The organism is Methanosphaera sp. DEW79 (genome assembly GCF_003266085.1).
GTDB lineage: Archaea > Methanobacteriota > Methanobacteria > Methanobacteriales > Methanobacteriaceae > Methanosphaera > Methanosphaera stadtmanae.
In genome coordinates, this window is sequence record NZ_MUZW01000049.1 from 1 (window position 1) to 15,915 (window position 15,915).

Annotated in this window: 9 protein-coding genes; 2 read left to right on the top strand and 7 right to left on the bottom strand. The window is 28.7% G+C overall.

Annotated elements, in window-relative coordinates:
- Positions 1-356 precede the first annotated feature (356 nt).
- Entirely contained in the window at positions 357-1,847 is a 1,491-nt protein-coding gene (locus tag BZ132_RS04445) for an acetyl-CoA carboxylase biotin carboxylase subunit (RefSeq protein WP_011406501.1), read from the bottom strand.
- 499 nt (positions 1,848-2,346) lie between these two features.
- Here BZ132_RS04445 and BZ132_RS04450 point away from each other — a divergent pair, with 499 nt between their 5' ends.
- Positions 2,347-3,315: a biotin--[acetyl-CoA-carboxylase] ligase gene (locus BZ132_RS04450; RefSeq protein WP_112149568.1), complete on the top strand. Its 969-nt coding sequence runs from the start codon at positions 2,347-2,349 to the stop codon at positions 3,313-3,315.
- Positions 3,316-3,380: 65 nt separating this feature from the next.
- Here BZ132_RS04450 and BZ132_RS04455 read toward each other — a convergent pair whose 3' ends face one another.
- The gene (locus BZ132_RS04455; protein ID WP_286940577.1) at positions 3,381-4,532 is read right to left on the bottom strand and encodes a TIGR03576 family pyridoxal phosphate-dependent enzyme; all 1,152 of its coding nucleotides are present in this window, start codon (positions 4,530-4,532) and stop codon (positions 3,381-3,383) included.
- A gap of 225 nt (positions 4,533-4,757) precedes the next feature.
- A complete protein-coding gene (locus BZ132_RS04460; RefSeq protein WP_011406504.1) occupies positions 4,758-5,078 on the bottom strand; it encodes a hypothetical protein in 321 nt (106 codons plus the stop codon).
- Between the two features lie 199 nt (positions 5,079-5,277).
- On the opposite strand from BZ132_RS04460, the gene BZ132_RS04465 reads away from it, so the two are divergent.
- Positions 5,278-6,828 carry a flippase gene (locus BZ132_RS04465; RefSeq protein WP_112149570.1) on the top strand — a complete coding sequence of 517 codons (1,551 nt, stop codon included), beginning with the start codon at positions 5,278-5,280 and terminating at the stop codon, positions 6,826-6,828.
- Between the two features lie 203 nt (positions 6,829-7,031).
- Here BZ132_RS04465 and acs read toward each other — a convergent pair whose 3' ends face one another.
- From acs to BZ132_RS04485, 4 genes are all read right to left on the bottom strand, one after another.
- Positions 7,032-9,134 carry an acetate--CoA ligase alpha subunit gene (gene acs / locus BZ132_RS04470; protein WP_112149571.1) on the bottom strand — a complete coding sequence of 701 codons (2,103 nt, stop codon included), beginning with the start codon at positions 9,132-9,134 and terminating at the stop codon, positions 7,032-7,034.
- Between the two features lie 230 nt (positions 9,135-9,364).
- Positions 9,365-11,518, bottom strand: a complete 2,154-nt coding sequence (locus BZ132_RS04475; protein ID WP_286940578.1) for a Tex family protein — start codon at positions 11,516-11,518, stop codon at positions 9,365-9,367.
- A gap of 186 nt (positions 11,519-11,704) precedes the next feature.
- Entirely contained in the window at positions 11,705-12,892 is a 1,188-nt protein-coding gene (locus tag BZ132_RS04480; RefSeq protein WP_258393700.1) for a CapA family protein, read from the bottom strand.
- 142 nt (positions 12,893-13,034) lie between these two features.
- Positions 13,035-15,746: a hypothetical protein gene (locus tag BZ132_RS04485; RefSeq protein ID WP_286940579.1), complete on the bottom strand. Its 2,712-nt coding sequence runs from the start codon at positions 15,744-15,746 to the stop codon at positions 13,035-13,037.
- Positions 15,747-15,915: the final 169 nt, after the last annotated feature.

Consider the following 15,915-nt stretch of genomic DNA (forward strand, 5'->3'; position numbering starts at 1 on the left):
ACTGGAGTTTATTTTTTAAATAAAACCTTAATTATCTTTACTTTTAAATATATGATTATATAATTATAATTTAATTTATTATGAAAATACATGATGATTTATTTAATCCATATTTTTCTACTGTTTGTTTATTGACATATATATTATATACTTAAAAAAGAGTGTTCTTATAAGAACTGCAATATTTATTTTAAAGTGGTTTTCAACAAGATTTTCTTGTTACTATGTTTATAATTATCTAAAATATGTTGAATATTTTGTATAATATAAATCATGAAAATATACAAATTAATATAGCAAAATAAGTCTCATACTCATTAATAAATAAAAAAAAGTTAAAAGAAATAAAAAGGGAATTAATTACTTTTTTGATCTTCTGTTATACGTTTCATGTATGTATTTACACTAGTTGCTATTGCTGCAACTTTTTTACTTGGTAGGAATGTGGCTTTAAGTTCTGCAATTCTATCTTCATCTTCCTTAACAACCCTTTCAATGTCAGCTCTTAAATCAAGTTTGTTTTCTTCAATAAATCCAGTGTGTAAATTTGCATTTTTAAAGTTTTCATTAAGCATTAAAGCCTTATGGAATGGTATTGTTGTTGGAACTCCCACAACTATATATTCATTCAATGCTCTTTTCATACGTGCAATAGCTTCATCCCTATTATTTCCATGTACTATGAGTTTTGCAATCATTGAATCATATATTGATGGAATAGTATAACCATTATACACACCACTATCCATTCTTACTCCAATTCCACCAGGAGAACGGTAACCTACAATACGTCCAGGATTAGGATTAAAGTCATGTAATGGATCTTCTGCATTTATACGACATTCAATAGCATGACCATTTACTTTAATATCATCTTGAGAATAATCTAATTTTTCACCAGATGCTACTTTAATCTGTTGTTTAACTAGATCTACACCAGTAATAGCTTCTGTAATTGGATGTTCTACTTGTATTCTTGTATTCATTTCTAGGAAATAATATTCACCATTAGAATACATGAATTCAACAGTACCTGCACTGTTATAATCAACACTTTTTGCTGCTTTAATAGCAGATTCTCCCATCCTTTGTCTTAATTCTTCAGTCATAATAGGTGATGGTGCTTCTTCTATTAATTTTTGATGTCTTCTTTGTATGGAACATTCCCTGTCACATACATGTATAGTATTTCCATGATTATCTGCTAATACTTGGAATTCTATATGTCTTGGTTTTTCAATATATTTTTCTATATATACTGTTCCATCACCAAATGTTGCCTGTGCTAGATTTTGGGTGGATTCTATTGCACGAGCTAGTTCATCTTCCTCATAAACTACTCTCATACCAATACCTCCACCTCCAGCTGATGATTTAATTATTACAGGAAAACCTATTTCTTTTGCTCTTTTTTTTGCTTCTTCAATATCAGTAATTCCTTCTTTATCTCCAGGTACTGTTGGAACTCCTATTTTTTCCATTAACTGTTTTGAAGTAATTTTATCTCCCATTGCTTGAATTGCATTTTCTCTTGGACCAATTAGTGTGATGTTGTTTTCATCACATTTATTTCCTAGTACTGGGTTTTCTGATAAGAATCCATAACCTGGATGTATTGCATCAGCTCCTGTATCTAATGCAATGTCAATAATTTTATCAATGTCTAGGTATGATTGTGATAGTATGGATGAATTTAGTGGTACTGCTTCATCAGCATATTTTGTAAACAAACCAGTTTTATCAGCATCAGAATAGATTGCAACTGTATTCACATCTAATTCCCTACATGCTCTCATTACACGTATTGCTATTTCACCACGGTTTGCTATTAATACTTTGTCGAACATTTTTATTAGTATCCCCTTTGATATGTTTCTTTAAAATGTAAATTATTCATAATCTTACATTATATTATTTTCTATATATACTATCTATTTATTTATTAATATACACTTTACTAAATATAATGTATCTATTAAAAATTCAGTAATTTTTATTTTTAGATTTATTAAATCCTCTTTTTCAAATATCTAAATTTATATTAGTTATTATATTTTTAATTTAATTTGCTTTTTTATGTTTTAGAAGTTTTTTAGAAGGTATTTTTTTCTATTTTATATATAAATATTTTATATCTAGTTTAAAATACTATATTTTAATGTTTTTTTTTAATATTGTATTTATAAAAAAAGTTTTTCCCTTTGTTTTATTATTTTAAATAATAGGATAATGAACAATCTATAATAACTACTTTTTATGTATATAATTATTAATGAATTTAATTATTTTTTTAGAAAAAAAAAGTTACTGTTTATATAATTAAATTTACTTATTTTAGTGATTAAGATGATAAGAAAAAAGATACTTAAAAATATTGAAAATGAATATATAACAGAATCAGATTTATTAAAAAAATTAGATATTACCCATGAAAAATTAAAACAACATCTCCTAGATTTAAAAGAAGCAGGTTATTTAATTAAAATTGATGCTGAAAAAGGTTATAAATTAGAAAGTATACCTGATATTCTTGAACCATTTGAAATTAGTAGAGGATTAGATACAAACTATATAGGTCACAGTATTCATTTATACAAAGAACTAGAATCTACAAATACCACTGCTAAAAAATTCGTTGAACAAGATGCAAAAGAAGGAACTATAATCATAGCAGAAAGTCAAACAGCAGGAAGAACAAGAAAACATGATGGATGGGTATCACCAGAAGGTGGTATTTACATGACCATGATACTAAGACCTGAAGTATCACTAAAAGAAGCTTCAAAACTCACAATAGTAACAGGTGTTGCAATAGCAAAAACCTTACATGATGTATTTGATATTGATGTAGGTATTAAATGGCCTAATGACTTACTAATTGGAAATAAAAAGATTTGTGGAATATTAACAGAAGCTGTAACAGATTATGATGAAATCAAAGCAGTACTTGTAGGTATAGGAGTAGATGTTAACTTTGATGAAGATAAACTTCCAGATAAACTAAAAGACGTTGCAACATCTGTTAAAGCAGAACTTGATACGGAATATAATAGGGCAGAAATAATAAAAGAATTCTTTAAAGTATTTGAAGAATTATATGAACAATATAAAAAACATGACTTCAAATATATTGTATCTGAGTGGAGAAGATTATCTACAACAACAGGTAATCGTGTGAAAGTATACACTGGACGAAAAGTAATTTATGCTGATGCAGTGGGTATTACAAATGAGGGTGCATTGATTATTGAACATGAAGATGGAAAATTAGAAAAAGTAATTTCTGGAGAAATAGAAATAATAGATGATGAATAAATCATCATCCATATCCCCCACTATTTTTGTTAATTAATTATATAATACAGATTCATTTTTGTTAATTAATTATATAATACAGATTCAAAGTCATTATTTTTACATACTTCAACTGTTTTATCAAATGTATCACAAACAGCACTGACTAATTCATCCATAGTTAATTTATCAGAATCCTTTGCAGCCCAATCAAAACGTACAGTTTTTGAAGCTCCAGGCATACCTACAGCAGGTATTGTGATAATATTATAATTATCAATTAAAAGCATAGAATATACTGTTGCTATAACATCTGCATCCATATCCACTTTAGCTCCACGTTTTTCAACTTCAGCCTTTATTTCTTCTTCCTTAAACATGAAACCTGTGGGAGTTGTTTGTGGATTTAATTGTTTATCTAATAATTTTTGATATAATTCATCTTTTTGTTTAAATGCTTCTTGAATTCTCTCTGGAGAATATTTTTCTAAACCCTTAATCATACCAACAATAAGTGGTGCTTGTGCTTCAAGTCCATACTGATTAACAACTAATTTTATTTTATCAATAATTTCAGTACTTCCAGCCATTAATCCACCACGTGGACCTTCCATTAATTTATCAGTACTTGTAACTGATATGTCAGCACCTAAATCTATAGCTGTTGGTTGATTATATACTGCTCTTCTTATTCTTGCACCAGATGCATCATCCACTGCTACAATAACATCTTTTTCTTTTGCCTGTTTAATAACTCTTTTAAAGTCTTCCACACTAATTACTTCTAAATCCATTGTAGTGCCTGTTATAAAAACAAGTGATGTATTATCATCTATTTTAAATTCATCAAGATTAGTGTATTCTTCATAGTCTGCTCCAACAAGTTTAGCAGTACGTGGTATAGATGGATGTGCTGGTTTTTTTGCAAGGAAATGTACAATTTTTGTTCCAGGTTTTACAAGAGCTATAATCATTGCAACAATACCACTAGTTGTACGATTTACTGGTAATATTTTTTCTCCACCTAAATGTTTAATACCTAACTCTTGAACTTTCTGTTCATAAACAGCAGGTCCTGCATATGTTTCAAGTAATGATATGTCTTCTGGTGTTATATCAAAACCACCAGCAAGACCAGTTAAATCTATTAAACTATCAATACCATCAGTTTCAATCTTATCTTTAATTATTTTAAGTCCTTTTTCTCTTCTTTTTACTTCATTTAATGTTATTGACATGATTTCACTTCATCTAAAATTAATACTAAAACAAAATAATTAGTATATATTATAATGTGTAATAGATACTATAAAAATTGTAATAAAAAAAAAGTGTTTATAAAAATCATAGCCCCAAGATCTTTACAAAAATCATAGTAAAAATTTTAAAGAGATAGGATTTCTACAAAGCCATGTTTTATAAATACTACAGAAAAAAAAGATATGATAAATGTAGAAAAATACTTAATCTACATTTACTGTAAATACATCACTAAATAATTCAATAATAAGTTCAAGTTGTTCATCAGTAAAGCTTATGATTGTAACATCATCATTTTCCTTAACAAAATATTCAGCATTTACAATAGATCCATCATCATTCATATAAATATATATTCCATCATTTATACCATTTTCAGAACCATCTAATGTTATTACAAATTTTATTAACATATCTACTGATTTAACATTTTCAAAACCATAATCTGGATTTGTTCTTTTATCTTGAAGAGCATTATTTAGCTCAACCATTCTTCTTCCTAATCTATCAACGTTACTTTCCATATAATTCCCCTTTTTTTTAATACTCGAAAAACAACTATTTATTAGTTTCTTTCTTATACTACTTATTTATTATGATATATTCATATATTATGTTTAATATACTTTAATACTATATTCTAATTAATAAGTATATTATAAAAATCTATTGAAAATTATTATAATAAAATATAATATGCTCTAAGACTAAGGAGGTAGATACTTGACTGATAAAAAATCCAAACTAGCCTCAGGTAGTATTATTATTCTACTTGGTTCCATAATTCTCAGATTAGGCGGATTTATTTATAGATTTATTTTAAGTAGACTTTTAACTACAACAGGATATGGTATAGTAGGATTAACATTACCATTTCAAAATATTTTTATTATAGGAGCATCAGGAGGAGTACCTCCAGCAATAGCAAAATATGTGTCAGAATATAAGGCAGTTGATGATAAGCAGATGGTTCATCAAATCATTATAACTGGTTTGAAATTAATGATATTCATGGCACTACTAGCAGCAGTTATAATGTTTTTAATATCAGAACCTATAGCAATAGGAATATGGCACAAACCCGAAGCATTACTGCCACTACGATTAGTTGCACTAATAATACCATTTAGTATAATTGTAGGAGCACTAAGAGGAGTTTTCCAAGGATTTTATCAAATGACTTACATATTCTATAGTAAGTTTATTGAACAAATATTCACATTGATTTTTGCCATAATACTAGTACTTATTGGATGGTATGCAGCAGGAGCAGTTCTTGGTACTGCAATAGGATTTTTAATGGCACTACTTGGATCATATTATCTTTTTAAAACTGATATGAAGAAAAACTATTTAAATGGAAACTATGAACCAATAACATTTAAGGAAGAACTTGGATTAATTCTTAAAATATTTAAATTCTCAATACCAGTTGTAATATCAGGTGTTGCAGAAATATTTTTATATGATACTGGAACATTCTTCATTGGTATGTTTTTACCAACATTATTTGCAGGTTTCTATACAAATGCAAGTGCAATTGCAAGAATACCACTTATAATATCAAATTCCATATCCACATCAGTACTTCCAGCAACTAGTGAAGCAAGTAGTCTAAAGAATAGGGAATTACTTAAATTATATATTCATCAATCATACAGATACACAACACTAACAACACTACCAGTATCAGCATTCATAATGGTATTTGCAGCACCAATTATGTCAATACTATTTGGTAAAGAATATGTTCCTGGAGCTAGTGCTCTATGGATACTTGTTACTGGAATGTTTTTCTTCTCAATATATCTTATAGGAAGTAGTATGTGTCAAGGTCTTGGAAAACCACAAAAACCAATGTATGCACTGATAATAGGAGCTATAGTGAATATGGTACTTAGCTTTATTTTAATACCACGTTATGGTATAGCTGGTGCAGCATTTGCAACAACAATATCAACATGTCTTCTTATGATAATAACAATGTATGATTTAACAAAGATTACTTCAATTCATGCACCATACTTAGACATGATAAAGATGTTTATTGCATCGTTTGTCATGATTGGTATGATGTATGTTGTACCACAAAATATTCTTGGTATGATAATTGGTGGAATAATTGGAAGTATATTGTACTTGGCCATAGTGGTCTTTACTAAGGCAATAAAAAGGGACGATGTTGTATTTATTGAACATATTGCAAATAAAACAGGTCCACTTAAAAAATACCTCGATCCAGTAGTTAGATTTATCTACAACTACACAGACTAAAATAAGTATCACCACCCTTTTTCTATTTTTTTTTAATGATAAAAATCTATTTCATTGTATAATAAATTAATTTAAAAATTGAATCTGAATCTGAAAAATACAAGGAAAATAAGAATTATAATTAAACAGTATATAAAAATGATTATAAAAAACTAATTAAACATTATAAAAAAAAGATTATAAAAAAATAAAAGGATGAGAATCTAGATTTTAATTTTAATATCTAGAGCACTACATCCATCTTCATATACAAACACTGGGTTTATATCTAACTCTAAAATTTCTGGGAAGTCAAGAGTTAATTTTGTTACACGTTTTACAGTGTCTTTAACAGCTTCAATATCACTTGGATTTTCTCCACGATATCCTTTAAGTAATTTACTTATTTTTGTACTGTCAATTTGATCATCAATTACTTCATCACTAATTCCAGAACCTAATTTGAAACATACATCATTAATAAGATTTACATAGATTCCACCCATACCAAATCCTATTATTGGACCAAATTGTGCATCACGAAGCATACCAATTAAGATTTCATGTCCTTTAGGCATCATTTTTTGTACTTCAACACCATCAGGTACTACATCAGGATGTGCTTCTTTTGCACTTGCCATGATTTGTTCAAATGTATCTTCAGCTTCTTGTTTAGAGTTAATATTTACTACTACTCCACCAATATCTGTTTTGTGTAAGATTTTATCTGAAGCTATTTTAAGTACTACAGGGTATTGCATTTCCTCTGCTGCTTGTCCTGCTTCTTCTTTTGTTGTTGCAAGTATTATTGGTGCTGCAGAGATTCCATATGCTTTTGCAACTTGGTATGCTTCACTACCAAGAAGTGCATCTCTACCTTTTTGTTTAGCTTCTTCAATGATTCTTGCAGCTTCTTCTTTATCAGTATCTTGTACTTTATCAATACATGATTCTTGATCTTCTGATTGAATTGTATGATATCTTTCTAATGCTTTAAGTACATTTACTGCTGTTTCTGGGAATACACATACTGGAATATTATTTTCTCTTAGTAATATATTTTCTTCATTAAATGTAGGTCCACCCATATTTACAACAAGTATTGGTATGTCTGTTTTTCCTTTAGCTTCCACTATTGCATTTCCCACACCTTCTGGGTCATATGATGCTGTTGGACATGCCATAATAATAATACTATCTATATCATCTTCTTCTAATAAGATATCTAATGTTGCTTTATATCTATCTGCAGGAGCATCACCCAATACATCAATAGGGTTTTCTACACTTCCTTCATCTGGAATAACAGCTCTAAGTTCAGATTTTGTTTGATCAGTTAAATCTACTAATTCAAGACCAATGTCTTCTATTTTATCTGCTGTTAATACTCCTCCACCACCAGCATTTGTAATTACTGCTACTTTTTTACCTGTTGGTAATGATGATTTAGAGAATGCTAAACCATAATCAAATAAATCATTCATTGAACGTGCTCTCATTACACCACAGTTTTCAAATGCTGCATCAAATGCTGAATCATTACCTGCAAGTGCTCCTGTGTGTGAAGATACTGCTTTTGCTCCAGCTTGACTTGATCCTGCTTTAAGAATTACTACTGGTTTTATTTTTGTTACTCTTCTCATTACTTCAAGGAATCTTTCACCGTCACTAATTCCTTCTAAGTAACATAATATAACTTTTGTTTGATCATCAGTAGCTAAGTATTCTATTAAATCTATTTCTGATACATCTACTTTATTTCCTAAACTCACTACTTTACTGAAACCTATACCTTCTGAAACACTCCAATCAAGAATAGCCACAGTCATAGCTCCACTTTGGGATACAAATGCTATGTTTCCTTTTTTAGGTGAGAGTTGTGCAAATGATGCATTCATTGGTGTGTTTGTATCAAGACTTCCTAAACAGTTTGGACCTTGAATATTCATGTCGTATTTTTTAGCAATTTCTGCCATTTCATCTTCAAGTTTTGCTCCTTCTCCACCAACTTCTTTGAAACCTGCTGTTATAACAATAATATTTTTTATACCTTTTTGACCACATTCTTCTAATGTTTGGTTTATAAATCTTGCAGGTATTGATATTACTGCTAAATCAATGTTATCATCATCAATTTCACTTACTGTTTTATATGCAGGTAATCCTAATAATTTACCATCAGTTTTTGTATTTACTGGATAAATATTACCTCCATATCCACATTCTATGAGATTGGTAGTTATAATATAACCTACTTTTCCTTCTTGACTTGATGCGCCTATAACGGCTATAGATTTTGGATTAAATAACCCAGTGAGATCTTTCATAATAATTACTCCACTAGTTGTCTTATTTTTTTATATAAAAAAATTGAATATGAAATTTAGGTAAGTTTTAAAAAGTATACTTAATCCCTTTTTTCATTTCTTTTAAAAAAATATATTCTAAATGAATAATCATGATAAATTATTCTTTTTAAAGTATAATAGTATATCTATTTTTATAAGTATATATACTTACATCTTTTATATGAAGCCTTCATCATATGTTAATATTATCATAGAATCATAGATAGGCTTATTCTACTACGTTCTATATCAACACTTAAAACTCGTACTTCAACAATATCCCCCACATTTACAATATCCATTGGATGTCTTACAAACTTATCTTCAATAAGTTCTGATATATGAACAAGACCATCTTGATGTACTCCAATATCAACAAATGCTCCAAAATCTACAACATTACGAACAACACCCTCTAAAATCATACCTTCTTCTAAATCCTCAATATCTATCACGTCACTACGTAGTTGTGGTGCATCTAATTTTTCACGAGGATCACGTCCTGGTTTTCTAAGTTCATCAATAATGTCCCTTAATGTCCATTCTCCAACATCTAACTCATTAGCCATTTTCTCAATATCATCAACTTCAATATTCACCCCACCATTTCTTACATCATCTAAGTCATAGCCATAGATTGAAAGAAGTGCAAGTGTAGTATCATATGATTCAGGATGAACACATGTTGTATCTAACACATTCTTTGGTGAGTATATTCTCATAAATCCAGCACATTGTTCAAATGTTTTAGCACCAATACCTGGTACTTTTAATAGTTGATTTCTATCAACAAATAAACCATGTGTTTGTCTATATTCCACTATATTCTTGGCAATTTTACTAGATACTCCTGCAACATGTTCCATAAGTGTTGCTGATGCAGTATTTAGGTCAACTCCAACGTTGTTTACACTTCTTTCAACAATACCTTCAAGTGATTCATCAAGTTTTTTAGCATTCATATCATGCTGGTATTGTCCCACACCAATGGATTTTGGATCGATTTTTACAAGTTCTGCTAGTGGATCTTGTAATCTTCTTGCAATTGATATTGCACCACGTTCTGTTACATCATAATCTGGAAATTCTTCCCTTGCAAGATTACTTGCTGAATATACTGATGCACCAGATTCATTAACTATCACGTATTTAACCTGTGTATCTTTTATAATATCGGCAATTATCTTCTCAGATTCACGTGAAGCAGTACCATTACCTAGTGCTATTAAATCAACGTTGTATTTATCTATTAATTTTAAAACAACATCTTTTGTTTCAGTTATTTTATTTTGTGGTTGGGTTGGATATACAACAGAGGTGTCTAATACTTTTCCATATTCATCTATTACTGCTAGTTTACAACCTGTTCTGAATGCTGGATCCCATCCTAGTACTACTTTATTTCTTATTGGTGGTTGCATCAATAATTGTTCTAAATTTTTCTTAAATACTTTTATTGATTTATCCTCTGCAACATCAGTTAGTATTGTTCTTATTTCTCTTTCTATTGCTGGTGCTATTAATCGTTTATATGAATCTTTTATTGCTTTTTTAATGAATTCTGTTGTGTATTTATTATATTCCATTGCCTCTGGTGTTTTTGAATAATTTATTAATACTTCATCCTCTAGGAAGTATTGAATATTCTTTAGTGGTGCTTCTAATTTAACTTTTAATATGTTTTCATTCTCACCCCTATTTATTGCTAAGATTCTGTGTTGTGGTATGTCTGAGATATTCTCAGAATAATCATAGTACATTTCATATTCTGATGATTCCTCTTTATTTTTTGATTCAACTATAAATTTTCCTTTTTTAATACTAATATCCCTTATAAATCTTCTAAATGATGCTTTATCCGATATAATATCGGCTATAATATCGTTTGCCCCTTGTTTTGCATCTTCTATTGTTGGTACTTCATCTGTTATGTATTTTTGAGCTTCAGTGTCAATAGAACAATCCATTTTCTGATCATATATTGTTAGAGCTAATTTCTCCAAACCTTTTTCTCTTGCCTTTGCTGCACGTGTAGTTTTCTTTTGTTTATATGGCCTATATAAATCCTCCAATTCAACAAGTGTTTCTACATCATTTATTTCATTTTCCAAATCAAGAGTTAATTTTCCCTGTTTTTCAATACTATTAAGAATATGTCTCTTACGTTCATTAAGTTTTTGAAGATATGTTAATCTTTCATTTAATTTACGTAGAATTTCATCATCTAATCCTCCTGTTGCTTCTTTTCTATATCTTGCAATGAAAGGTATGGTATTATCTTCATTAATAAGACTTATTGCAGCATTTGCTTGCCATGGTTTAATATTTAATTCATTTGCTATTACTTGTTCTATATCAATCATTGTTTCAATCCTTTTATTATTAAATAAAATGTATGTTTTCATAAATGTTTTAAAAAGAAAGTGTTGTTACTAATTATGATTTTTCTAAATACATACTCTATCAAATAGCCACTTAATTTGAATTTCTCATATATAATTATATCTAGGAAATATTATAAATCTATTCCAAGTTACTAAAAAAAAGTATTAAAAAGATGGAGAAGTATAGTTTTCAGTACTATTTAATGAAAAACTTAACTCTCCTGTACCATCATCTGTAATTTTCATTTGTGGACATTGTGGATTTAATTGCTCAAGTAATGACCTACCATCACTACTAGACATGAAATGTGGCAGATATCCATTTATATCAACAGGATATACTACTGATGTAACATTATCTCCAGTAATTTGGAAGTTTACAAAGTATGCCCTATGTGTTGCAGTGTTACTTTGATCAAATATGAAATTACCAAGATTATAGAAGATTGGTTTTCCATTATACATTTCAATACCCTCAGTTACGTGGGTATGGGATCCTACAACTGTATCTGCACCTGCATCTATTGCTTTATGGGATATTTTTTCTTGCATTTGATTAGGACTTCTACTGTATTCATTACCATAATGCATATATACTATTATAAAGTCAGAACCATTTTCTTTTGCAGCACTTATCTGTTTTGGTGATTCAACATCATCCCATGCAGAATAACCAGGACTTGAATCTCCAGCTACTGGCATTACATCACTACTATATTCCTTAAAATTATCACTATCCATATAATTGAATATTGTAACTTTATGTCCATTTTTTTCAATAACTGCAGGTTGAGTTGCTTCTTGTTTATTTTCTCCTGCTCCAATATGTATTATTCCTGCATTATTAAGATTTTTAATAGAATCTCTCATACCTTCTATACCATAATCAAAAACATGATTATTAGCATTTGCAGATACTACAGTGTAGTTAGTACCATTGACTAAACTAACATATTCAGGATCTGCTTTAAGTGGTACATCTGGTTTTAGAGCATTTCCACTGTTTGTAAATGGATTTTCAGTATTTACTAGTAGAATATCAGACTGTCCTGTTATGTTACTAACATATCTATATGGACTTTCACCACTTGAGAGAACACTAGGCATTTTACGTCCAAACATCACATCCCCTGTTACAGTTATGGATAAATTACCCTTATCTACATTCTTACTTCCAATATTTAATGAGTTATTTGATGTAAAAGGATTATGTACCATTAAAAGTCCACATAAAATTAGAAATAATACTACAAGAATTATTAATCTCTTTTTTAGGGAAATTTTTGACAAAGAGTGTAGTATTCCATTATTAGATACTGTGGATTTATTAGTTTTCTTATTTGATTTACGCATATATTTTCACTAGATTATATTTATGTGAAAAATAGCATTATAATATGTACTACCAGAGTAAATCTATGTTAATATTTACTACTAGAGTAAATCTATGTTAAAATAAATAATTTCTAATTAAAAAAAAATAAAAGGAGAATAATTATGGTTTTATTGTAATAGTACCATTTACTGTAGATGGGGCATAAATATCATTAGATAAGTAATTTACTGTGAGTTTTTGTGAACCTTGTGGTAATTTAAGAGTTGTTTTTGCTTGTCCATTTACTAAATTAGCACTTGCAATTACACTACCCATATATACTACATTTACACTTCCTATTTTAACTGGCATATTTTTAGTATCCCATACATCTATAACAAGTGTTGTGTTTGTTGTGGTTTTACTTGTTGTACTTAGTTTTATTGATGTTTTTGTTTTACTAATAGTAACTGATTTTACTACCTGTGAATCTTTATACATTGTGTTGTTAGTAAATTTAAATGTATATTTATGTGCTCCTGCAGTTGGTGTTAAATTAACAATACACATACCATTTACTACATTTGCCCTACTTACAATAGAACCATTTGTATCATATACTTCTATTGTACCATTATTTATGGATTGTTTATTGAAGTTACGTGTAACTATTTTAAATTGTGTATTTGTTGTAGTAGTATTTAATGTGTATATATCCATAGCTGAGTTATCTTTAACAACATTTATTGTTTTAAGAATAGCTACTTGTCTGTATATATCATCACCAACATATAATATTCTGTATCTATGTGCTCCTGCAGTTGGTGTCATATTTATTATGTATTCACCATTTACAATATTTCCAGTACTTACAACAACACCTGTTGTAGTATCATTTACCACCATAACACCACTTTTAAGTGGATTTTTAGATGAATCTTTAATGAGTATCTTAAGTGTTGTATTGGTTGTAACAGCCTTTAATGTGTATAAATCCATACCAACCTTTTCTTTTAAAACATTTATTGTTTTAAGAATAGCTACTTCTTTGTATGTATCATCACCCACATATAATATTCTGTATCTGTGTGCTCCTGCAGTTGGTGTTAAATTTATTATGTATTCACCATTTACAATATTTCCAGTATTTACAACAACACCTGTTGTAGTATCATTTACCACCATAACACCACTTTTAAGTGGATTTTTAGATGAATCTTTAATGAGTATCTTAAGTGTTGTATTTACTGTACTAGCTTTTAATGTGTATAAATCCATACTAATTTTTTCTTTTCTAATATTTAATGATTTTATAATAGTTGATGCGTTATACTTATTATCACCAAGATATTTTATGGTGTATTTTTGAATTCCTGCTTCTGGTTTTAGATTTATCATATATGTACCATTTACAAGACTTCCTTTACTTACAAGGTTATCTTCCACATCATACACTTCAATAAGCCCATTTGTTATTGTTTTTCTTTTTGAATCATGTACTCCTACTTTAACTGTTGTATTTGTTGTAATGGAGTTAAGTGTGTATATATCCATACCTGTTGGTTCTTTTGCTGCATCTATTGTTGTTGTGTTAGTTGAAGGCATATATAAGTTTTCATTTCCATCATATACTACTGTAATATCATGTTTTCCTGTAGGTAAATTAAGATTTGTTGTTGCACTACCATCTACTAAGTCAATAGTTGATAATAATTTTTCATTTTCATAGATTTTTACTGTTTCATTACCAATTTGTGTGTTAAATCTATTTAATCCAGTTATGTTAATTGTAACATTTTTATAACTGTTTTTTAGAACATCAATTATGATATGTGTATCTACTTTAGAAGTAAATGTGTTGTTTATTAGATTAATTTCATGCGGATACAATGCATCTTCTTCTAATTCTTCTGCATCAAGAAGATTTTTCTGTGTTCCACCAATATATGTATTTTCTACTGTTAGATAGTTAGCTTTACAACTGGAACTAGAATATATTGCATTATTACCCCCATTATTTAATAATCGGGAATTGTTGATGTATGCAACACCATCTTCAGCATATATTGCTCCACCATTACCTGCTGAGTTTTCTGTGAATATGGAGTTATCAATGTATGTTTGTGCATTCCTACTTTTTGGTGCTGTTATGTGTATTGCTCCACCATCATCTGCATTGTTTTGTATGAATATGGAATTAAATACTGTTAATTTAGCACTATTATATATTGCTCCACCAAAGAATGATGCAAAGTTTTTTATGAATGTGGAGTTAATTACTGTTAGATTGTTTTCATTGTATATTGCTCCACCCATCATATATCCATTATTTTCCTCAAAGGTACAGTTTATTACTTCTAATGTTCCATAATTTGATATTGCTCCACCATTACCATCTAATCCACACCCATATACTATTAAATTTTTAATAGTAAGTGTAGTACCTTTATTTACTGTTATAAAATGATTTTCATCATCACTATGTATTTTATTACCATTTCCATTGATTGTTACTTTTGTATTGTTTCCTGAGATATTTAATGTATCATCAGTTGTTGTGATATCTTTTCCTATGGAAATTGTAACTTCTTTATCTTTTGCAGAGTTTATAGTATTTTTTAGTTCATCATAATTATTTACATTACTAGTTGTGTTTTGTGTATCTTGTTTTATTGTTTTTACAGGTGTTTTATCTTTTGATGTGTCTTTTTTATTTTCTAGGTTTTTTGTAGTTTGTTGTGATGTTTTTATATTATCACTACTTTTGATATTATTAATATCTTCTTTTATATTGGTTTTTTCTATTGAAAGAGATGTATTTGGCATGTCAGCACTAACAGTTGTAGCACTAGATGTTATGTTATCTGTAGCAGATACTGCTGTTAATCCCACAATTAAAAGAACCATTAAAGATAAAAAGAAGATTTTATGCTTGTTTTTTAACATGTGAATCAAGTTTTTTTTCTTTTATATGAAAATTTTTACTTTATTTGTTTTGGATTTTTATTTAGCTTAATATGAACTTGTTTTTATTGAAAAAAAAATAACTAAATAAAAACCT